This window comes from Iamia sp. SCSIO 61187 (assembly GCF_019443745.1).
Taxonomy (GTDB): domain Bacteria; phylum Actinomycetota; class Acidimicrobiia; order Acidimicrobiales; family Iamiaceae; genus Iamia.
In genome coordinates this window covers 4,050,404-4,069,946 of record NZ_CP050948.1, presented here as the reverse complement: position 1 = coordinate 4,069,946, position 19,543 = coordinate 4,050,404, and the positions used below count along the sequence as shown (strand labels likewise).

Annotated in this window: 19 protein-coding genes; 16 read left to right on the top strand and 3 right to left on the bottom strand. The window is 70.5% G+C overall.

The genetic code is table 11. The annotated features are described in order from the left end of the window. The first annotated feature begins 143 nt into the window (after positions 1-143). From HC251_RS19600 to HC251_RS19590, 3 genes are read left to right on the top strand one after another with little or no spacing between them, the layout of a single operon-like run. Positions 144-1,499, top strand: coding sequence for a cytochrome P450 (locus HC251_RS19600; RefSeq protein WP_219942293.1), 1,356 nt, complete (start codon positions 144-146; stop codon positions 1,497-1,499). Continuing rightward, on the top strand, positions 1,496-2,080 hold the full coding sequence (locus tag HC251_RS19595; RefSeq protein ID WP_219942292.1) for a TetR/AcrR family transcriptional regulator: 585 nt from the start codon (positions 1,496-1,498) through the stop codon (positions 2,078-2,080). The genes HC251_RS19600 and HC251_RS19595 overlap by 4 nt, the downstream gene beginning before the upstream one ends. Beyond that, positions 2,077-3,069, top strand: a complete 993-nt coding sequence (locus HC251_RS19590) for an MBL fold metallo-hydrolase (protein WP_219942291.1) — start codon at positions 2,077-2,079, stop codon at positions 3,067-3,069. The genes HC251_RS19595 and HC251_RS19590 overlap by 4 nt, the downstream gene beginning before the upstream one ends. Positions 3,070-3,592: 523 nt before the next feature. Here the strand turns inward: HC251_RS19590 and HC251_RS26395 are convergent. The 3 genes from HC251_RS26395 to HC251_RS19575 all read right to left on the bottom strand — a co-directional run bounded on the left by HC251_RS26395 (position 3,593) and on the right by HC251_RS19575 (position 7,992). After that, positions 3,593-4,006: a helix-turn-helix domain-containing protein gene (locus HC251_RS26395; RefSeq protein WP_370651262.1), complete on the bottom strand. Its 414-nt coding sequence runs from the start codon at positions 4,004-4,006 to the stop codon at positions 3,593-3,595. A gap of 55 nt (positions 4,007-4,061) precedes the next feature. After that, positions 4,062-7,316 (bottom strand): MobF family relaxase, encoded by a 3,255-nt coding sequence (mobF, locus tag HC251_RS19580; RefSeq protein WP_219942289.1) that lies wholly within the window; start codon positions 7,314-7,316, stop codon positions 4,062-4,064. A 142-nt stretch (positions 7,317-7,458) separates the two neighbouring features. Next, on the bottom strand, positions 7,459-7,992 hold the full coding sequence (locus HC251_RS19575) for a hypothetical protein (RefSeq protein WP_219942288.1): 534 nt from the start codon (positions 7,990-7,992) through the stop codon (positions 7,459-7,461). Positions 7,993-8,140: 148 nt separating this feature from the next. On the opposite strand from HC251_RS19575, the gene HC251_RS19570 reads away from it, so the two are divergent. The 13 genes from HC251_RS19570 (at position 8,141) to HC251_RS26085 (ending at position 19,504) form a co-directional block, all read left to right on the top strand. Next, a complete protein-coding gene (locus HC251_RS19570; RefSeq protein WP_219942287.1) occupies positions 8,141-8,833 on the top strand; it encodes a hypothetical protein in 693 nt (230 codons plus the stop codon). Between the two features lie 501 nt (positions 8,834-9,334). Further along, the gene (locus HC251_RS19565) at positions 9,335-9,793 is read left to right on the top strand and encodes a hypothetical protein (protein ID WP_219942286.1); all 459 of its coding nucleotides are present in this window, start codon (positions 9,335-9,337) and stop codon (positions 9,791-9,793) included. Positions 9,794-9,993: 200 nt separating this feature from the next. Beyond that, the gene (locus tag HC251_RS19560; RefSeq protein WP_219942285.1) at positions 9,994-10,602 is read left to right on the top strand and encodes a hypothetical protein; all 609 of its coding nucleotides are present in this window, start codon (positions 9,994-9,996) and stop codon (positions 10,600-10,602) included. Positions 10,603-10,717: 115 nt separating this feature from the next. After that, complete coding sequence (locus HC251_RS19555) at positions 10,718-11,287, top strand: SAF domain-containing protein (protein ID WP_219942284.1); 570 nt, start codon at positions 10,718-10,720, stop codon at positions 11,285-11,287. Next, a complete protein-coding gene (locus HC251_RS19550; protein ID WP_219942283.1) occupies positions 11,284-12,006 on the top strand; it encodes a hypothetical protein in 723 nt (240 codons plus the stop codon). Before HC251_RS19555 ends, HC251_RS19550 begins: the two co-directional genes overlap by 4 nt. Next, a complete protein-coding gene (locus HC251_RS19545) occupies positions 12,003-13,361 on the top strand; it encodes a CpaF family protein (RefSeq protein ID WP_219942282.1) in 1,359 nt (452 codons plus the stop codon). The genes HC251_RS19550 and HC251_RS19545 overlap by 4 nt, the downstream gene beginning before the upstream one ends. After that, a complete protein-coding gene (locus tag HC251_RS19540; protein ID WP_219942281.1) occupies positions 13,358-14,212 on the top strand; it encodes a type II secretion system F family protein in 855 nt (284 codons plus the stop codon). The genes HC251_RS19545 and HC251_RS19540 overlap by 4 nt, the downstream gene beginning before the upstream one ends. Continuing rightward, complete coding sequence (locus HC251_RS19535) at positions 14,209-15,117, top strand: type II secretion system F family protein (protein ID WP_219942280.1); 909 nt, start codon at positions 14,209-14,211, stop codon at positions 15,115-15,117. Before HC251_RS19540 ends, HC251_RS19535 begins: the two co-directional genes overlap by 4 nt. 34 nt (positions 15,118-15,151) lie before the next feature. After that, positions 15,152-15,352: a hypothetical protein gene (locus HC251_RS19530; protein ID WP_219942279.1), complete on the top strand. Its 201-nt coding sequence runs from the start codon at positions 15,152-15,154 to the stop codon at positions 15,350-15,352. Between the two features lie 36 nt (positions 15,353-15,388). Further along, a complete protein-coding gene (locus HC251_RS19525; protein WP_219942278.1) occupies positions 15,389-15,745 on the top strand; it encodes a TadE family protein in 357 nt (118 codons plus the stop codon). After that, complete coding sequence (locus HC251_RS19520; RefSeq protein ID WP_219942277.1) at positions 15,742-16,176, top strand: TadE/TadG family type IV pilus assembly protein; 435 nt, start codon at positions 15,742-15,744, stop codon at positions 16,174-16,176. The genes HC251_RS19525 and HC251_RS19520 overlap by 4 nt, the downstream gene beginning before the upstream one ends. Then, positions 16,173-16,571 (top strand): pilus assembly protein TadG-related protein, encoded by a 399-nt coding sequence (locus tag HC251_RS19515; protein ID WP_219942276.1) that lies wholly within the window; start codon positions 16,173-16,175, stop codon positions 16,569-16,571. Before HC251_RS19520 ends, HC251_RS19515 begins: the two co-directional genes overlap by 4 nt. A gap of 32 nt (positions 16,572-16,603) precedes the next feature. Beyond that, entirely contained in the window at positions 16,604-19,504 is a 2,901-nt protein-coding gene (locus tag HC251_RS26085) for a LysM peptidoglycan-binding domain-containing protein (protein WP_219942275.1), read from the top strand. Positions 19,505-19,543 lie beyond the last annotated feature (39 nt).

Below are 19,543 nucleotides of genomic sequence, written 5' to 3'. Positions count from 1 at the left end.
CAGACAGTAGCGGCGTGCAACACGAGTCGGTGATCGTCTCGCGGATCACCGGGCCGATGTCAGGTCACGGAGCATTCCGACCCACAGTCGGATCGGTGGGTGTCGGCGCCCGCACCTCGATGGCGTCTCGGTGCAGGAGCTCCTTGCCCGTCAGCGTCGTGCTCCTCGGCGATGCTCGTCCCACCGACCATGGCCGACTGGTCATCCGTGTTGTAGTTTTCCTGGACATGAGATCTAGATCGGCCGTTGAGATGCTCAGTGCAGGGGAGGCCGATGAGGTGGTGTTCGAGATCCTCGGGGGTGAGACCGGCCGGGCCGATCCGTACCCGCTGTACCGTCGGCTCCGCGAGGGTCGGGCGGTGCACTGTTCGCCGTCGACCGGGGTGTGGTTCGTCAGCGACTACGGCGTAGCCAAGCACGTGCTCCACGACCCTCGGTTCGGACGCGGCAACGGGTCCATGATGGGGGCGATGGCCGACGCCGAGGTGGCGGTGCGGTCCGGCGAGATGCGCCGTGCCTCGCGCAACATGCTCTTCGCCGATCCTCCCGACCACACTCGGCTGCGGGGCCTGGTGTCACGCGCCTTCACGCCCCGCCGCGTCGAGGAGCTCCGACCGCGACTTGTCGAGCTCGTCGATCCGCTGTTCGACGCTGCCGGGGGGGGCCAGGACGTGGACCTTCTTGACGCCGTGGCCTTCCGCTTCCCGGTGGCGGTGATCGGTGAGCTGGTCGGCGTCCCTGAAGAGGACCGAGACCAGTTCCGCACCTTGGTCCGGGCGTCGACGGCGATGATCGAGGCGGCGCCGAGCGCCGAAGCCCTCGCCGATGCCCAGCGGTCGATGGGGGAGATGTCGGAGTACTTCCACGACCTGGTCGCCCGGCGGAGGAGGAGGCCGTCGGGCGACCTGCTCTCGGCGATGATCGCCATCGAGGACGCTGATGGTGACCGCCTCACAGAAGATGAGCTGGTCTCGACGGCGATCTTGCTCTTTGGCGCGGGGTTCGAGACGACCACCAACCTCATCGGCAACGGCACCCTGTGCTTGCTCCGCCATCCGGACCAGCTGGCTCGGCTCCGCGCCGACCCGAGCCTGCTGCTGACGGCCGTCGAGGAGATGCTGCGCTTCGAGAGCCCCGTGCAGCTCGACGCCCGCACTGCCCTCGTCGACGCCGAGGTCGACGGACACCCGGTCGAGGCCGGTACATCGGTCGTCACCTTCCTCGGGGCGGCCAACCGGGACCCGCAGGTCTTTACCGAGCCCGACGTGTTCGACGTCGGCCGCAGTCCCAACAACCCGCTCAGCTTCGGCTGGGGCATCCACCACTGCCTCGGCGCCCATCTCGCCCGGCTGGAGGGCGAGGTCGTCTTCGGTCGGATGCTCGAGCGGTTCGCGAGGATCGAGCTCATCGAGGAGCCGACGTGGCGCCAGAGCATCACACTCCGGGGCCTCGAGGGCCTGCGCGTCACCGCCGTCACCGATCCCGAGCTCACCTCATGAGGGCCGTTCCCGAGGCCATGGCCGACAAGCTGATCGCGACCGCCGGCGGGTTCGTCGCCTCCTGGGATGACGTCCGCATCGACGACATCGCCGCAGCCAGCGGCGTGCCGCGAGCGACGCTCTACTACTACTTCTCGAGCAAGGAGGACGTGCTGGCCTTCCTCCTCCGGCGCATGCTGGACCGCCTCACCGAGTCGGTGGCTGACGCCGATGACCCCACCTTGGCCGTCCCCGAACGTCTCGCAGCAGTGGTCCGGGCACAGCTGGCGCATCTCGCCGAGTACCCCGCAACGGCACAGCTCCTGACCTCGAACCTCGGCAAGGCCGGAAAGCTGCCCGACATCGCCGCGGCCATCAACGCGTCGTTCCACGAGCCGGTGCGCAAGCTCCTCGTCCTCGGCGGTCGTGATGGCTCCATCCGCGCCGTCGACCCCGAGCTGGCGGCGACCGCGCTCTACGGGGCGGTCACCGTCGTCGGCCTGCGCTGCCTCGTGATCGACGGCGGCCTCGACGCCGAGGCCGTCAGCAGCGAGCTCGTGCCCATGTTCTGGTCGGGTCTCCGACCGGAAGACATCCCATGACCGCCCCCGTGATTGTCCCCGCGATCGAGGAGCTCCCCGCCGGCACACTCCGAGCGCAGCTCCCGACACCGTTCCCGGTCGGAACGGTGAACTGCTACCTGCTGCTCGGCTCGACGACTACCGTGGTCGATCCGGGGATGATGTGGAGCGACAGCACCTCCCAGCTCCAGGCCTTCCTCACCGTAGCCGGCATCGGGACCGCCGATGTGGATGCCGTCGTGGTGACCCATGGCCACCCGGACCACTTCGGCGCCGCTGGATGGCTGGCCGAGCTCGCCGACGCCCCTGTCGTCTGCGGCAGAGCGGAGTTGACGAAGCTGCGCGGCGAGTTCGGGCGCACCCAGCGGTCGGAGCTGAGCGAGCGCGTCGGAATCCCGGGATCGTTGCGTGCCGACCTTGCGACGTTTTACGACGGCGTCCGATCGCTCACCACGCCGATTGCCGACCACCGCCTCCTTCCCGTCGACGATCTCGACCCCATCGAGCTCGGCGGCAGGACGTGGACCGCCCACGTGACGCCCGGCCACGCGACCGGTCACCTCTCGCTCCACGACCCCGCCGGCGACATGCTGCTGTCGGGGGATCACCTCCTGGGCCACATCACCCCCAACCCCGTCCTCGAGCCTGACGACGACGTCCCCGACGGGCGCCGGCGGAGCCTCAGCGAGTACCTCGGCTCCCTCGACAGGTTCACCGCCATGGACCCCGGCCTGGTGCTGCCAGGACATGGTTCCGCCTTCACCGACGTCCCGGCGCTCGTTGCGCACACACGAGACCACCACGCAGCCCGCGCGCTCGACGTCCTCGACATCGTCAGATCCTGCGGACAGCCGACCGCCTTCGAGGTCGCCATCGTCATGTTCCCCGAGCTCGAGGGCTTCAGCCGCATGCTCGGGGTGTCCGAGGCCCTCGGCCACCTCGACCTCCTCGAGGATGACGGCATGATCATGCGCGTCGAAGGCAGCCCGATCCGCTTCCGCCCCACATGATGAGGGAAGGCCCGCCTCTATGACGTCGTCGCCGTCGGTCGTCGCCGACGACATTCTCCGCGAGGCCTGATCCCACCGAGCAATCTCGGGACGCCGCCTACCTCGTGTTTGCCCGGGACGACGGCCTGAGGGTGGCGACCGCGACTTCATCGCCGAGCTGCCCGACCTGCTCGACGATGTCGGTGGCGTCGAGACCGTCGACTCCGCGCCAGCGCTCGGAGCCTCCTTGCGATCGCCCGACGGGGCGGCCGAGCCGCCCCTGGCCATCACCGCCTGAACCACACTGTTCAGAACACGACGTGCATCACGCTGACGTCGACCTACACCACCTCGCGGGACGCCACGCCACTGGAGTTAACCGGATATGCAAAAACACACATGTACCCAGAAGGTCACTCAGGCTCGCCGGGTGAGGACGACGCCGTCGACTACATCGTGATGGCCTACGCCGACCAAGACGGCGTCAGCCGAGCGCAGCTGGTGGGTCAGGCGTTCTGCTCTCTCAGCGTCGAAGAAGGAGCGATCACTGGTTCGCCTGATCCGAGCCGGCGTGGCATGCGCCGACGATGAGCGGGTCTGGCGGACTCCGGCGGGCCACGCGGCCATGGCGAGGATCACCGCCGTCGGCGAGCGCCGAGGCTAGGCCAGTTGCAAGCGACGGATCGGCGCAGTCTTCTACCCGAATCCGGATGCCGCGGTCGCCAAGTTCCGGGCCTGGTCCGGGTGGGCCGGCCGATTCCGGGTGGGCAAGCATCTCGTGCAGAGCGTCGCGAGGGACTCGGAGGGACCGACCGAGCTGGAGACAAGGGATGCCCTCGCGGCCACTTGTCTCACGCCATCGGCGGGCGAGGGCGTACGCCGCGCCTCGGCTGATGCGGAGCACTGTGGCCGCTTCCTCGATCGTGAGCACCTCGGTGCTGCCAGGGGGACTTTGCATCAGGCACCTCGCGTGGCCGGGTTCGACTTCCTAGGCCAATCGCCGACTGAGAACCTCACAGGTGGAGTCCTGCGGGTGATCGTGACGAGCGCACCGTGGCGTCGGCGTGGGCCAGCTCGTAGGCGGTCAGCTCACCGGTGGAGCGTTCGAGACGCCGTTCCACGGCTTCGTCGGGCGAGGGGCCGGGTGCTCGGGGAAGGGCCTCGTCATCGAGCTGGTTGGCCGCCGCCGTGAGGTAGAGATGGTTGGCGGAGCGTCCACGGGTGATGTCGACATACGTCTCGGAGCGGGTCGCCGTGGGGTCGATGCGACTCGTCGATACGGCGTGGGTGGAACCCTGGACGGCGTAGCTCGTCAAGGCGTAGGCGTGGTCGAGCCCCACCTCCGAGCGGGCCCCTCGGTCGTGGCGGTCGAAGAAGGTGCGGGGGACGTCAATCGTGCCGATGCCATCGAAGGCGACGGTCAGCGTGTCGCTGGCGGGGTCGCTCGGATCACATCTGGCGGCGGTGATGGTCCCGAGGGCACCGTTGCGGACGTAGGCGTGCCGGTCGCCGGGCACGTGGAGATCCCGGTCTGGCACCCGTGCGGTGACTCGATCTCCGACGGAGAACCGGCGGTCGTCGCTCGCAAGGACCTCGTCTGGAGCGACCTCACCGTGAGCCCGGAGCAGGTGGTGTGCGAGGCGATTGAGCTGGCGTCGGGTCAAATTTCGACGATCGACCATTGGGTGGTCGAGTCCGGCCTGGTGGGAGTCCCACCAGCGGCCGAGGATCTGGCGGTACATGGAGAGGTCGTCGGGGGCGATGTGAAGGTGCCCGGCGGCCTCGAGCCGGTCAAGGGCTTCGGCGATGCGGCCGTCGCGGAGGGCCTCGGCCGCGGCTCGGTCGTTCGGATGTTGGACGCGGTGGGTCGTGCGCAGCTCGGGGGTCGTGGCGGGGTGTCGTTCACACAGGACGCGGAACATGCCTCCGGCGGGCACCGCACCGTGTTGAGCAGGATCGCCGATGAACCGGAGGGAGGCCCCGGTGCGAGCGGCCATGGTCATGATCGCGTCGAGGTCGCGGTCGCCGATGGTCGAGGCCTCGTCGACCACGAGTACCGTGCGCGAGTCGAGGGGGAGAGCCTCGGGGTCATCGTGGGCGAGGTACCAGGCGAGTGTCTCGCACTCGATGCCGGTGGCCGCTGCCAACGTACGAGCGGCCTCGCCCTTTACCGCTGCGCCGAGGACCCGGTGGCCTGCGGCTGACCAGGCGTCGGCGCAGGCGGCCACGGTGGTGGTCTTGCCTGCACCGGCACGGCCGATGGCCGCCTGGAAGCGGTGACCGCCCGTACACCAGGAGCGGACTAGAGCCCGCTGCTCGTCCGTCAGATGGGGGTGTCCGTCGAGAGCCGCGTTGAGCGCCGGAGCGGGCACGCCATGGCCGCCGCGATGGAGGCCGCGAGCGTAGCGATCAGCGATGCGCTCCTGGATGCGGAGGGCCTCGACGGTCGCGTAGAGCGGCTCGCCGTCGCCGACGAGGCACACGACGTGCTCGGACGCGAGGAAGTCGTCGATCAGCCCTTCGAGCCGGGCGGCTCCGACGAGGAATGGCTGTGTGGTGCCGTCCTCGTCGGGAACCGGGAGGTCGACGAGCGTTGCGAGTGCGACGGACCGGGTGAACACCGAGCCTCCTTCGCAGACTCCATCCGGTGCCGCCAGGAGGGCGAACACATCTGCGGCGTCGGGCTCGACGTCCTGAGGCGGCCGACCCACCAGCAGCGATAGGGCATCGAGGTCGAGGCCCAGGGCGGCGGCGCGCGCCCACCACTCGGCCGTGAGCTTCGAGACCGGCGTGTGGCTCTTGGCCGGCCGGGTGCGGAGGACGATCGTCTCGATCTCTCCGGGGTGGGCGCCCCGACCGATCTCGTGTTCCAGCTCGCGGAGGGCATCGTCGATCTCGTTGCGCCGCTTCGAGAACTCGCGCACGACGCGGTCGTCGATGCCGGCGATCTCCCACCCGCCGCGCCGTCCAGGCCGCCACCGCACGCCGAGTCGAGCCGACAGCTGGTGGCGCATCTCGGCCGTGGCGAGAGCGGATGCAGCCTGAGCGTGCCGATAGAGGCCGCGGGCATCCAGCGCGCGGTGGCTCCCGTCGGGGAGGGTGACGGTGTTGGCCACGACGTTGTGGTGGTGGGGGAAGGGGTCCAGCGAGCGGGACGTCAGGTGCCGGAAGGAGGCCACCATCCACCCTTCGGCCTTTACCGGCTTGCCGCCTACGCGGCCGTAGGCGGCGTGCTCCTCGAGCCAGCCCATGGCCCAGTCGTTGCCGGCCTGGATCGAGCCGAGCACCGCTTCTCGCGCTGCGGTGTCACCGAGAAGCGCGAGCACGCCGAGGGACTTCTCGGTCGTCGCCGTCACGTCGTATGCCACTCGGACCGCCGGCGGCCGTCGCCGTTCGAGGAAGGCGGCCAGCTCCTGGCGGGTCACCAGCCAGCGGCCCTTCGTGCCCCTGTGGGCAACCAGGTAGGCACGGCGCGGCTGGCGCCCGGCAGCGACGCGTCGCTCGATCTCCGGTCCCTCGTCCTCGTAGCGGCCGGCCAGCTGGCGGAGGTAGCGCGTCGTGACCCCGGCGAGGCGGGCAGCCTCGGCGATCGGCAGCTGGTCGCCGTCGTCGCCGAGCGCCCGGACTGCGTCAGGATCGGTCCCCACGCTGCGAGCGGCATCGCACGAGGCCAGCTCCTCCTCGGTCACCCATCGGTGCCCGTCCACGAAGATCGGTACCAGGTACGAGCCCCTGACCTGGGACATCGTGCGAGCACGATCGCGAGCACGACTGTGCGCACGATCCTCCACACGATCGTCTTCGGTCGGCGCGGCGAGCTGAGCCACGGCGAGCGCCGCCCCGACATCCAACATCCGACCCACCTCCGACCTGGTCAACCCGAGGGCGGCGGCAGCATCCGCCTCGTCGTACAGGTGCACCCCTTCTGCCGTGGTCACCGTGTGGCGACCTGCACCCAGGTCATGACGGCGGCCCGCCGAGCCCTGCGCCGTGATCAGGCGTTCGCCGGTCCCGGGATCACGTCCCGACAGCACCGCAGCGAACTCGTCCGTGCGCACCCGGCCTCGAAGACCGGCAAGCTCGGCCGCCCGCCCGGACCAGCGCCCCGGCTCCTCACCGCTGTCGGCGTAGTACCTCGACGGTCCCTCGGCTTCGCCCGCCGGGCGACCGGCACTTGTGGTCCGGGGCTGGAGGTACCGGACGATGCCATCGACCACCTGCGCCACAGCGCTCCGGCCCCCGCCCAGCGGGGTGACGGTGAACTTCACGGGACGGCCCGGCGACGGCGGGCGGCGGGTTCCCCGGAGGGGAACCCGCAAATGTGTGCCTGTCGCATCTGTTGGGTCGGTGGGGAGGTGGATGGGTCGGGGGATGGGCGGGTGCGTAGGTGGCTGTTCGGTCGTGGTGGGGTCATGGTTCGAGGTGTCTGGATGGGGTGGCGGTGATGGGTCGGTGGTCTGGTGGTCGGCGGGTTTGGATGCGGTCGAGTCGGGCGGTGAGCTGTGCGGCCGGCGTCGTGCTGGTGAGGCCGGCGATGTGCCGGTCGAGCAGCTCGGTGTGCATCCGGCGGGACCACTCCGGCAGCCGGCGGAGCTCGTGGGCCTCCAGGGGGCGCACCTGGCGGAAGACCTCCCACCGGCCGTCCGCCGCTGGCCGGGCGAAGCGGTAGCGCGCGAGCCGATCCATCGTTCGCGAGAGCGGGCTGTGCGCTCCACGACCGGTGCCGACGCCGAGGGAGCGGGAGAGCTCACCGAAGTCCATCCGCGCCGGCTCGGCCTCCGCCCAGAGCGCCGGTAGTCGGCGGAGGAGGGCCGTCGACGTCGGTCCGAGCACCGGTGCCCAGCACCGCTCGATGTAGGCGTGCTCGAGGTCGAAGCCGGCGCGCGCGACCCGAGGGTCGGGGTGGCCTGCCGGCGAGATGGTGATCAGGTGATGCCGTTCCACGGCTCGCTAGGCCGCGGACCCCTCGCCGATCCCTCATCCGAGGGACGTGATCGTGCGGGAACCTTCGCAAGCACGACTCGTCTCACGACAGTTCGCACGACCCCTCCATCAGATCCTCCCCGTGCTCATCGACACGAGGAGGCCTCCGATGGCACGAATCGCGCAAGATCTGGACCGAGAGTGGGACCGAATCGCCACCGGACCCGCTGCCCGCCGCGCCCTCATCCGGTGGGCGAACACCCACGAGGCGTTGGCCGGGCTCGTCGACCTAGACGACGTCCTCGCCGCCCGCCGCCACGTCGGGCGGGCCGACCCCATCCTCCGGGCACTGGTGACCATGGCTGCCGACGATGACCTCGCGGCCCGGACGCTGCTCCAGGCCCTCCTCCCGGGCCTGGTCCACCTCGCCCGCATGACGGGGAACGACGATCACAATGCCGTCGAGGAGCTGATCTCGCTCGCCTGGGAACGCATCCGCACCTACCCCGTCGGCAGGGAGGGCTCCGTCGCCGGCAACGTCCTGCTCGACGTGAAGAAGCGCTACCGGGCACATCGCCGGATCGAGGCTCCCGGCGAGTGGGCGGAGATGGTGACCGACCCGCCCTCGTCCAGCTGGACGCCAGAGGACGAGGTGATCTCCCACTCGATCTTCGACCAGCTCCGCGACGCCGAACTCGAGGGCCACGTCATGCCCAGGGCCGCCGCGATGATCGTTCGGACGCGGGTCCACGGCGAGACGCTCGTCGAGCTCGCTCGCGAGCAGGGCACTACGGCTGCCGCCATCGGCCAGCGGCGCTGGCGAGCTGAGCGCCGCCTGCGCGAGCTGCGCCTGGTCGGGTGAGCCATGCGGCGGCTCACCCGGAACCAGTGGCACGAGTCCTTCGTCTCACCGCTCGTTCCCCCCACCAGGTGCGTCATGCGCGGCTTCTGCCTTTTCATGACATCTCATGTATGCCCCGACACACGCCTGGGTAGTTCTGGCGTGTCCTGCCTCCGCAGGATTCGGTCGGCATCCTCGGTGCGGACCGACACGTCGGATGCTCCGTGGTCGATGCTCCCAGCCCCGTCCTCCCGTCCACGGAACGGCCGGCGCCTGATCGGTCGGGCGAATGGGGAGAGGGCCATGGTTCTCAAGCACCAGCAGCGCCAACGCAGGTGGAGGCAGCCCTGGGTTGTGGTGCTGGTGATCGGGGCTCTGGCCGCCGGATGCGGTGGCGACGACGGTCGAACCGACCCGGGGCCGCCTACGAGCAGGAGCACTACGGAGGATCCGAGCCCGTCGTCGCGACCGACGACCAGCTCCACCTCGCCAACGTCGTCGTCCACCACCTCGGCTCCGCCCGTGACGAGCGGTCCGACGGGCGGCGATGCCGCCGAGCAGGAGGTGATCGATCGGTACCTCGGCTACTGGGCCGCTCGGCTCGAGGCCAACTCGGGCGTTCCCGACCCCGCCCACCCGGGCCTGGCCGAGTTCGCCACCGGCGCTCAGCTCGAGGCGGCAGTGGCGGAGGCGCAGAGCAACCTCGAAGCGGGTCTCGCCTACCGCCAGCGGGAGCACCCCGCCGCTTTCCAACGAGTCGAGGTGGTGTCGATCGAGGGCGACGTCGCGGTGGTGCAGGAGTGCTACGTCGACGACGGCCTCGTCGTGCGTCAGGACACCGGTGAGGTGGTCGATGACGACATCAGCACCCACAACGTCCGAGGCGACCTCGTGCGAGAGCACGGAGGGCCGTGGCGGGTCTCAGCGGTGCGAGCGATCCAGGTCTGGGAGGGGGTGGCAGGATGCGCGCTCGTCTCCTGACAGCCGTCCTGGCGGGGCTGCTCACGCTCTGCCTCGCATCACCGGCTCTCGCCGACAACCGTCCTCCCGGACCGGGCGGAGGGGCCTATGTCGACGGCAGCGGTTCTCCGACCGCCACGGCGCAGGACGGAGGTTCCGGCACGCCGGACACCGCCTCGACCGGAGCGGGAGGAAGCCCGGACCCCTGTGCCTGGGAGGTCGTGATCGAGGACGACCTCCAGATGGCGATCTACGACACGGACACCCTCGACACGATGCACTCGAACACCGGCCGATGGCTCCAGTACGTCTGCCCGGGCTTGGGGCCGGTCGCCGTCGATGGTCAGTTCCTCACCCCGGAGGGTGGGCTCGTCGACCCCGCCGCGCTCGCCGCGCAAGCCCTGGCGTCGATCGGCATCGAAGGCCCAGCTGTTCGCACGAGCCCGAACCCGAACGACCTCGTCGTCAACGTGCCGACATGGCTGTGGGTCGATCAAGGGTGGTGGCAGGCCTACGAAGCGACGGCGACCGCGGGACGGGTCACGGTCACGGTGACCGCCCGACCGACATCGACCGCCTGGTCCTTGGGTGATGGAGCAGGGATCCGCTGCGACGCCGGCCGTCCGTGGCGGGCCGGGTTGCCCGAGTCGGCGACGGACTGCTCCCACACCTATCGGAGAGCGTCCGACGGCCTCGAGCTGTCGGCCACCGTGAGCCTGGAGGTGACGTGGACCTCGAACATCGGCGCCGGAGGTTCGCTGCCCGCCATCAGCCGCACGTCGGCGATCGAGGTGGTCGTCGACGAGATCCAGGCGATCGGACAGGACTGAGATGACGAGCACCGCGCCGTTCCCCCCTGGCGTCGCAGATCGCGTGGCCGGCAACGGGCACGCGCCAGGAGCGCCCGGTGTCCTGCCGCCTCGCCAGCGGGTCCGGTTGCCGCAGGTGGCGATCGGCCTTCTGGTCACCCTGGGGTTCGCACTGGCCGCGCTCCTGGCCCATCTCGGGTCGGTGAGTCGCGTGCCGGCGTTGGCCGTGGCCGGAGACGTCGACCGAGGCGAAGTCATCACCGAGTCGGACATCTCCGTAATCCACATCGCGAGCGAAGGTGGCGTTGCCCATCTCGGGCGGGGCGATCTCGGACGGGTCGTGGGGCAGACGGCCCTCGTCGATCTGCGGGCAGGCACCCTGTTGACCGCCGACGTCGTGGCCGACGCGGCTGTGCTCGAAGACGGTCAGGGCATCGTCGGCCTGCTCCTCGATCCCGGCCAGTACCCGGCCTCTGGCATCGCGACGGGCGACATGGTCCACGTGGTTCGGTCGGCGAGCGAGGCCCCCGAGGTCGAGAGCGAGCCGAGCGACCCGGTGATCGCTCGCGATGCGACCGTCTCGGCGGTCGAGGAGTTGAGCGGCGATCAGAGGCTCGTCTCGATCGTGGCGGACGAGGTCGATGCCGCGGCGGTGGCGGCGGCTGCGGGTGCCGGATCGTTGCGTCTGGTGATGGTGTCGCAGTGAGCGCCCTCGTCGTCCTCGGATCGGCGCGTGGCGCGCCGGGGGTCACGACCGCGTCGCTGCTCATCGCGGGCGCGATCCAGGGCTCCCTCCTCGTGGAGGCGGACGTCGCCGGTGGTGTGCTGGCGGCCAGGTACGGGCTCGGCCGCGAGCCGGGCCTGACGACCATGGCCGCCGAGCCGTCGGAGGAGCATCGCTGGCAGGAGCATGCGCAGTCGGCCGGCGGTGTGGCCGTGCTGGTCGGGCCCGATGCGCCTGACGCGGCGGAGGCCCTGTGGCGCGGCGCGGGCCTACGGCTGGGGACCGCCCTGACGCGCTGCGACGCCGATCTCGTCGTGGCTGACCTCGGTCGACTTGGACGCCGCAGCCCTCTGGTGGGTGCCGCGGATCTGATCTTGCTGGTCGCCCGGCCGACGATCGAGCACCTCGTCACGCTCTCGCATCACGTGCCCCGGCTCCGGGACGGCTCCCGCGCACGCATCGGCATGGTGCTGACCGGACGCGGGCCGTACCGGGCCGATGAGATCGCCGATGCCCTTCAGGTGGAGGTCGTGGGCGAGCTGCCCGACGATCCGGCCGCCGCCGATGCGTTGAGCGGAGCCCGCACGTCAGGCTTGTCCCGCAGTCGTCTGGCCCGCGCGTCGATCGGCCTCGCCGACACCGTCGCTCGCTCGGCGCGCGTGCAACGGACCTTCTCCTCACCCGAGGTCGTCGCGCCATGACCGCCACGATGTCGTCCCGCTACCTGGTGGGTGATGAGGACTCGGAGGTCGACGCCGAGCTGGTGGCCAAGCTGCACCGCGAGGTCGGCGAGGCGCTGGCTCGGGCTCACGAGCAGCGGGAGGAGGGCGGAGGTCGACGGCTCGGTCCGGAGGACGAGCGTGCCTTGGCGAGCAAGCTGGTGGCCGACGCCTTGCAGGCGCTCGCCCGCCACGCCTACGCGCACGGTGATCGGCCGTTGAGCGAGTCCGAAGAGGAGGCGATCAGCGGAGCAGTGCTCGATCGGCTGCTCGGCATGGCTCGGCTGCAGCCCCTGCTCGATGATCCGGCCGTCCGGGACATCCATGTGTCCGGCTGCCAACGGGTCTGGCTCCACATGCGGGACGGCACCAAGGTCGCCGGGCCCCCGGTGGCCGCCACCGACGACGAGCTGATCGACATCATCGCCACCGCGGCCCGACGGCTCGGCCGCAGCGAGCGCCGGTGGGATCACGCCCATCCCGAGCTGGACCTCCAGCTCCCCAACGGCGATCGGCTCCACGCTCTGATGTCGGTCTCGGGCCGGCCCACCATCACCATCCGACGGCACGACTTCGACATCTGCCGGCTCGACCAGCTCGTCGACCTCGGCGTGTGCGACCCATTGATCGCTTCCTTCCTCGGAGCGTGCGTTCGGGCCCGGGCGAACCTGATCGTCGCCGGGGGCACGGGGACCGGCAAGACCACCACGTTGAGATGCTTGATCAACGAGATCCCGTCCGGTGAGCGCCTCATCACGATCGAGGACTCACTGGAGATCGGGTTGGAGCGCTTCGACGCCTTGCACCCCGACCACACCACGCTCGAAGCGCGGGAGGCCAACACCGAAGGGGCCGGTGCGTTCACCATGGCGGAGCTCGTCCGCTCGGGGCTCCGCATGGACCCGGACCGGGTGATCGTCGGCGAGGTTCGGGGCGCAGAGGTGCTCCCGATGCTGCTAGCCATGTCGCAGGGCAACGACGGTTCGATGTGCTCGGTGCACGCCGACTCCTCCCGGGGCGTGTTCAGCCGGCTAGCCATGTACGCCGCCATGACGCGGGAGCGCCTGGCCCCCGAGGTCACCCACCTGCTCGTCGCCAACGCCGTCGACGTGATCGTCCACCTCGGCTGGGTCGGCGGTCGACGGCAGGTCACCAGCGTGAGGGAGGTCACCGGAACGGTCGAGGTCGGCCAGGTCGTCAGCAACGAGCTGTGGCGACCCGACGAGCAGGCCGCGGCGATCCCCGCGGCACCGCCCTCCTCCGCGCTGACCGCCCGACTCGAACGGCACGGCTTCGATCCGAGGGCCCACGGCCTGGCCGACGGGTGGTGGCGATGACGGCGCTTCTGATCGCAGGCCTCGCGGCCGGTGCCGGACTCGGCGTCGTGCTGATGGTGGCGGGACTGAGCGGTCGGGACCTGCTCCCCGAGACCGGCGACGTCCTCCGCGTCCCCACGGGCCGAGGGCTCACCCGCCTGGCCGTTGTCGTCGTCGTGGCCCTGGCGGTGGTGACGTTCACCGGGTGGGTGGTGGGCGGCATCCTGGCTGGCGTCGCCGGCTGGACGTTGCCGTCGATGCTCGGAGGACGGACGGCCCGTCAGGACGCGATCGCAAAGACCGAGGCGATCGCAACGTGGACGGAGATGATCCGCGACTCCATCGTCGCGGCGTCGGGCCTCGAAGAGGCCATCACCGCAACGGCGTCCGTGGCTCCGGCACCAATCAGCATCGAGGTTGCCGGCCTCGTCCGCCGGCTCGATCATCAGCGCCTGCCCGATGCCCTCGTCGCGTTCGGAGCCGACCTGGAGCATCCCTCCGGGGACCTGGTCGTGGCGGCCCTCGTCATCGCGTCCCGGCTCGAGGCGAGCGACCTGTCGAACCTCCTGTCCCGCCTTGCGGACGCGGCCCGGGGAGAGGCCCGCATGCGCATCCGAGTCGACATCGGCCGCACCCGGGTGAGGACGGCGGCCAAGGTCATCGTCGGCGTCGTGATCGCTGCGGTCGCGTTCCTCGCCATCGGCAACCGCGGCTACCTCGACGTGTACGACGAGCCGGCCGGCCAGCTCGTGCTCGGTCTGGTCGGCGGGGTCTTCTTCCTCGGCGGCTGGCTGCTCACCCGCATGGCGGCGATCGAGATGCCGGAGCGCTTCACCGCACGGGTCGTCAGCCCCGGAGGAGCAGGGTCATGACGCCGCTCCTGCTCGCAGTCCTCGGTGCCGGGACCGGAGCCGGAGTCGTCCTCACGGTACGGGGGCTCGCCCCTCGACCGAAGCCGCTCGAGGCAGTCCTCCGCGATCTCGCCAGACCTAGTCGTTCGATGGCCGAAACGGGGTCGCCCACGCACCCCGACGACCGCATCGGCGGTCGGGCTCGATCCCTCGTGTCGGCCGTCGGGGTGGACGTCGAGCGCTACCGCCACGACCTCGACATCGTGGGCCGGACGGCCGAGCGCCATGCCACCGAGAAGCTCGCTGGGGGCGTCGTCGGCCTCCTGGTGACGAACTGCCTCGGAGTCGCGCTGATGTCGTTGGGCGTCGGGCCGCCACCGGCGTTGGTCGCGCTGTTGTCCCTCGGAACGGCGGTCGGTGGGTTCCTGCTCCCGGACCACCTCCTGCACGACGAGGCCGAGCGTCGACGGCGTGCGTTCAGGCACTCCCTCTCCTCGTACCTCGATCTCGTCGTGGTCTTGCTCGCTGGGGGCGCTGGCATCGAGACAGCGCTCCATGCAGCCGCCGACGCCGGCGACGGGTGGGGGTATCGCACCATTCGCCGGGCCTTGCAGCGGGCTCGGCTCACCCGGGTGTCGCCATGGGCGGCGTTCGCCGACCTCGCCGAGCAGCTCGATGTGAGCGAGCTGAGCGAGCTGGCAGCCAGCGTGTCGCTCGCCGGTTCCCACGGTGCTCGCATCAGAGGCTCGCTCGCCGCCAAGGCCGACACGCTCAGGGGGCACCAGGTCGCAGAGACCGAGGCCGCGGCGGAGGCCGCTACCGAGCGGATGACCATCCCGGTGGCAGTGCTCCTCCTCGGCTTCCTGCTCTTCATCGCCTACCCGGCCGTCGCCCAGATCACCTCGGTCGGAGGCCCGCAGCCATGACGCCACGCCCACCCGACCCACGGAGGACCACGCCATGTCCGATGTCGACCTGATCTGGCAGTACCTGTGCGCCCGCTGCCGCGTTCCTCCCGACAACGAGGACGGGATGACCACCACGGAGGTCGCGGTCATCACCTTCCTGTTGGTCGGGGCCGCCATCCTCGTCCTCGGGATCATCGTGGCCGCCGCCAAGGGCAACGCCGACAACATCCCGAACCCGCAGCAGCCCTCTTGACCGATGTCGCTCCGGAGGCTTCGCGGCGAGGATGGGATGACGACCGTCCAGGTGGCGATCCTCTTCCCCGCCGTTCTGCTCTGGCTCATGCTCATCGTCCAGTACGGGCTGTGGTGGCACGCCAAGCAGGTGGCGAATGCCGCTGCGGCGGAAGCGATCGACGCTGCCCAAGCGCCCGATGGCACCGAGGGGGACGGCACCCGCGCTGCCCTGCGGTTCGTGGATGGATCGGGCAACCTCGCCGACGTCACCGTCACCGTGACCCGCGGTCCCGAGGAGGTCTCGGCCGAGGTCCGGGGCCACGGTCCCCAACTCATCCCCGGCTTCAGCTGGTCGGTGACCTCCCGGAGCCACGGGCCCATCGAGCGCTTCATCCCCTTGCCGGAACGATGACCTCGTCGACCGATCGCCTCGACCTCCGCGACGAGAGGGGGTCCGTCGCCATCGAGACCGCGGTCATCGCCCCGGCGCTCGTCCTCTTGCTCCTCCTGGTCGTCTTCGCCGGCAAGGTGTCCGAAGCCGAGGGCAACGTCACCCGCGCTGCGTCGGAGGCGGCTCGTGCCGCCTCGCTTCGCCAGCACCCCGGCGACGCGGCCGAGGACGCCGAGCGGGTGGCAAGGGAGAACCTGTCGGCATCGGGGGTGCCGTGCATCGCGCTCGACGTGCGGGTGGACACGAGCGACCTCGAGCCTGGTGGGACCGTCACTGTGGACCTCCGGTGCACCGCCTCGATGGCCGACGTTGCGCTGCTCGGTGTACCAGGGCGACGCACCTTCAGCGCCACGGCCGTCGAGGTCATCGACGCCCATCGGAGCGAACCATGACACGCGATCCCGAGCAGGGAAGTGTCACCGCCTTCGTCACGGTCGTCGCGGTCGCTCTCGTTCTCGTCGCCGGCATGGCCTACGACGGCGGCGAGATCATCGCCGCGCAGGCGCGAGCCCGAGGAGCGGCGAATGGTGCGGCTCGGGCGGGAGCGCAAGAGATCGACATCACCCACCTCCGCAGCACCGGAGAGGTCGTCCTCGACCCAGACGCCGCGGCCGCTTCCGCCGAGGGCTACCTGGACAGATCAGGTGTCGCGGGCGAGGTGGTCGTCGTCGGAGCCGACATCACCGTCACGGTCACCCTCCGGCAGCCACTTCGCATCTTGCCGGGGCCGGACCGGATCGTGACCGTCAGCGAGACGGCCACCGCAGTGAACGGGCCCGCACCGTGAAGCGGCGTCGTTCGGAGATGCTACGGGGGTCGATGTCGCTGGCGACGACCGCTGGACTCCTCGTCGGACCGCCTGTTGCCCTTGCTGTGTTCGTCGGCTGGCCGCTGCCGCGCAGGCTTCCCAGCCTCTCGGGAGCCGAGCAGGCAATCCGGGTCGGCATCCCCGACGAGGTATTGGTCAACGCGCTGGCGGTCGTCATCTGGCTCGCCTGGGCGCAGCTCGCTGTCGCCGTCCTCGCCGAGATCGTCGCCACGATGCGTGGGCGCCCCACGGCGCGGTTGCCGCTCATCCCGGGGATGCAGCAGGCGGCGGCACGGCTCGTCTCCGGGGTGCTGATGATGGCGGGAACGCTCCATCCCTCGGCTGCCGGCGCCACACCGCCGCCGATCCAGCCCGTGCCTCCCGCGCAGGTCGAGCTGGTCACCTGGGCGATCGATGACGAGGCTCCGCCTGGTCCGACACCGGAGCCCGTGATGGACGGTGAGCGAGCCGACCTACCAGCTTCGAGCGCGCCGACGATCACGGTGGAGCGCCACGATTCGCTCTGGTCGATCGCCGAACGGACCCTCGGCGACGGCCTCCGGTGGGCTGAGATCCGCGACCTGAACGTGGGCCGGACCATGCCCGACGGTCACACGATCTCGGCCGATGACGACCTCCTGCGCCCCGGGTGGGTGCTCCTCCTTCCGTCCGACGCCGCGGCCCTGCCCGGTGCCGCGCCGCCGATGCCCGCCGAGGCGGCCGTCGCCCCAGGGGAGCACCTCTGGTCGATCGCCGCCGACCGCGTCGAGGAGGACCTCGGGCGCCATCCCACGCCGGCGGAGATCGATCGCTACTGGCGGACCCTCGTCGATGCGAACGACGAGCGGCTTCCGGACCCCGACCGGGTCCACGCGGGCCAGACCGTGCTCGTCCCGCCGACCCCCTACGCGGCGGCCGTCCCGCCGCCGCCTCCGCCTCCTCCTCCGCCGCCCGCACCTCCTCCTACTCCTCAGCCGCCTGCGCCTCCGCCGCCGGAACCGCAGATCGACCCGGAGCCCGATCCTCCGGGCAATCCGGTCGGCGAGGGTCCAGCTCGGGGCGCGACACCCCGAGCGACGGCAGGCGATCGAGGCGACACCTCCCGTATGCCCGTCGCTCCGATCGTCGTCGGAGGACTCGCAAGCGCCGCCTTGGCCGTCGGGGTCGCCAGGGCGATCCGAGCGGGTCGCCGCCGTTTCAGCGTCCTCCACCCTGGCCATGCGGCGCCGTCGACCGGCGAGGCCGACCGAACCCTCCATCGACAGGTGATCGCCCGGGCCGACGAGGGCGCCGTCGACCAGCTCCACGCAGCGCTCCACCAACTGGCCGTGTCCCTCGCCGAACTCCGTGCGCCGTGCCGCCCGAGGGTCGTTCAGCATTCCGCGGCTCATCTGGACGTGCTGCTCGACCAGGCCTACCCCCATCCGCCGGCGGGCTGGACGGTGACGACCGATCCGGGTGTGTGGACGCTGGACCAGACCATCGACCTCCCGCCCGGGGGCATGTCGGCCGTGCCACTCCTCGTCACGCTGGGCCAGCCGGACGATGACGGCCAGATCTACGTCGACCTCGAGGCCGAGGGGCTGCTCAGTCTGATCGGCGACGATGAGGCGAGCCGGGAACTGGCGCGGTCGATCGCCATAGAGCTGCTGCTCCGCTCGACCGCCGACGCCCCCGAGGTCTTCCTGGTCGGCGAGCTGCTCGACCCGAGCGTCACCGATGACTTCGAGCACGCCATCGTCGTGGACGATTGGGATGCCATCGCGGCAGACCTCGGCGTGTGGGTCGAGCAAACCCACCGTGCCATCGAGACCAACGGCTGGGGCAACGGGTTCGTCGGCCGAGGCGCTGACCCGGCTCACGATGTCCTGGCCCCGCTGGCCGTCGTCGCCGCGACAGAACCACCGCCGGAGGTGCTCGATGCCATGACGACCCGTCGGCCCTCGACTGTCGGTGTGGTCGTCGTCGGGCCCGTCGATGCCCCGGCGACGACCGTCGAGTGCCGAGCCGGGTTGGTGACCATCCCTGTCCTGGGCCTCACCTGCACAGGCCAGGCGGTCGACGCCCAGGGCGCTGTGGACCTCGCTCGTCTCGCGCATGCTGCCGAACAGGTCGAGCTGCCATGGCCAGATCCCGAGGAGGTGAGCGACCCCGACCTCGGCCAGGCCGCCGACATCGACACCTCGGAACCGGAGTACGACGTCCTCGTTCGGCTCTTGGGCGACATCACGATCGAAGGCGGTCGCAAGGGCATCGCACCCAAGCCGACAGCCGTGATCGCCTACATCGCCATCCACCGCTCCGTGTCCTCGGAGCAGCTCCAGGACGCCTGCTGGAGCGAGCCGGGACTGACCGACCACCGTCGGCGACTGCGAGACCTGATGTCCCAGTGCCGAGCCGCCGTCGGGACGAACCACCTCCCGACCTCGCATGACGGGCGATACAGCGCCGGCCCGAGGCTCGTGACCGACACGGAGCTCTTCGAACGGCGCATCGCCCGGGCCGCAGGACTGTCCCCAGCCGAAGCGGCCGGCGCGTACCGAGACGCCCTTGGGCTCGTGACCGGGAAGGTGTTCAGCTACCCGAGCCGGGCTCGGGCGTCGTTTGCATGGATCGACGTCGAGAACTTGGTGAACCGCTGGGAGGTGCGCATCGCTGGCGTCGCCCAGCAGTGCGCCGAGACCTACATCGACCTCGGCGAGCCGGAGACCGCCGCCGAGGTCCTCCACTCGATCGCCTCCGCCCTACCCCTCCACAGCGGCCTGGTCGAAGCCCTGATGCGTGCGCACGCAGCCGCCGGCAACCTCCAAGCCGTCCGCAGCGCCTACGCCGCCTACATCAAGGGCCTCGACGGCCTCAACCTCGACGTCGAGGACTCGGTCCAAGTCACCTTCGATGAGTTGACGGGCTAGGAGTGACAGGCGCCAGGTATGGCGGTGCTGTCAGTCCGA

What these genes read in the sequence shown, in the direction of transcription:
- HC251_RS19595 (WP_219942292.1), top strand. Translation starts at nt 1,496, where the DNA reads ATGAGGGCCGTTCCCGAGGCCATGGCCGACAAGCTGATCGCGACCGCC.
- HC251_RS19590 (WP_219942291.1), top strand. Translation starts at nt 2,077, where the DNA reads ATGACCGCCCCCGTGATTGTCCCCGCGATCGAGGAGCTCCCCGCCGGC.
- HC251_RS26395 (WP_370651262.1), bottom strand. Translation starts at nt 4,006, where the DNA reads ATGCAAAGTCCCCCTGGCAGCACCGAGGTGCTCACGATCGAGGAAGCG.
- HC251_RS19570 (WP_219942287.1), top strand. Translation starts at nt 8,141, where the DNA reads ATGGCACGAATCGCGCAAGATCTGGACCGAGAGTGGGACCGAATCGCC.
- HC251_RS19545 (WP_219942282.1), top strand. Translation starts at nt 12,003, where the DNA reads ATGACCGCCACGATGTCGTCCCGCTACCTGGTGGGTGATGAGGACTCG.
- HC251_RS19540 (WP_219942281.1), top strand. Translation starts at nt 13,358, where the DNA reads ATGACGGCGCTTCTGATCGCAGGCCTCGCGGCCGGTGCCGGACTCGGC.
- HC251_RS19535 (WP_219942280.1), top strand. Translation starts at nt 14,209, where the DNA reads ATGACGCCGCTCCTGCTCGCAGTCCTCGGTGCCGGGACCGGAGCCGGA.
- HC251_RS19530 (WP_219942279.1), top strand. Translation starts at nt 15,152, where the DNA reads ATGTCCGATGTCGACCTGATCTGGCAGTACCTGTGCGCCCGCTGCCGC.
- HC251_RS19525 (WP_219942278.1), top strand. Translation starts at nt 15,389, where the DNA reads ATGACGACCGTCCAGGTGGCGATCCTCTTCCCCGCCGTTCTGCTCTGG.
- HC251_RS19520 (WP_219942277.1), top strand. Translation starts at nt 15,742, where the DNA reads ATGACCTCGTCGACCGATCGCCTCGACCTCCGCGACGAGAGGGGGTCC.
- HC251_RS19515 (WP_219942276.1), top strand. Translation starts at nt 16,173, where the DNA reads ATGACACGCGATCCCGAGCAGGGAAGTGTCACCGCCTTCGTCACGGTC.
- HC251_RS26085 (WP_219942275.1), top strand. Translation starts at nt 16,604, where the DNA reads ATGTCGCTGGCGACGACCGCTGGACTCCTCGTCGGACCGCCTGTTGCC.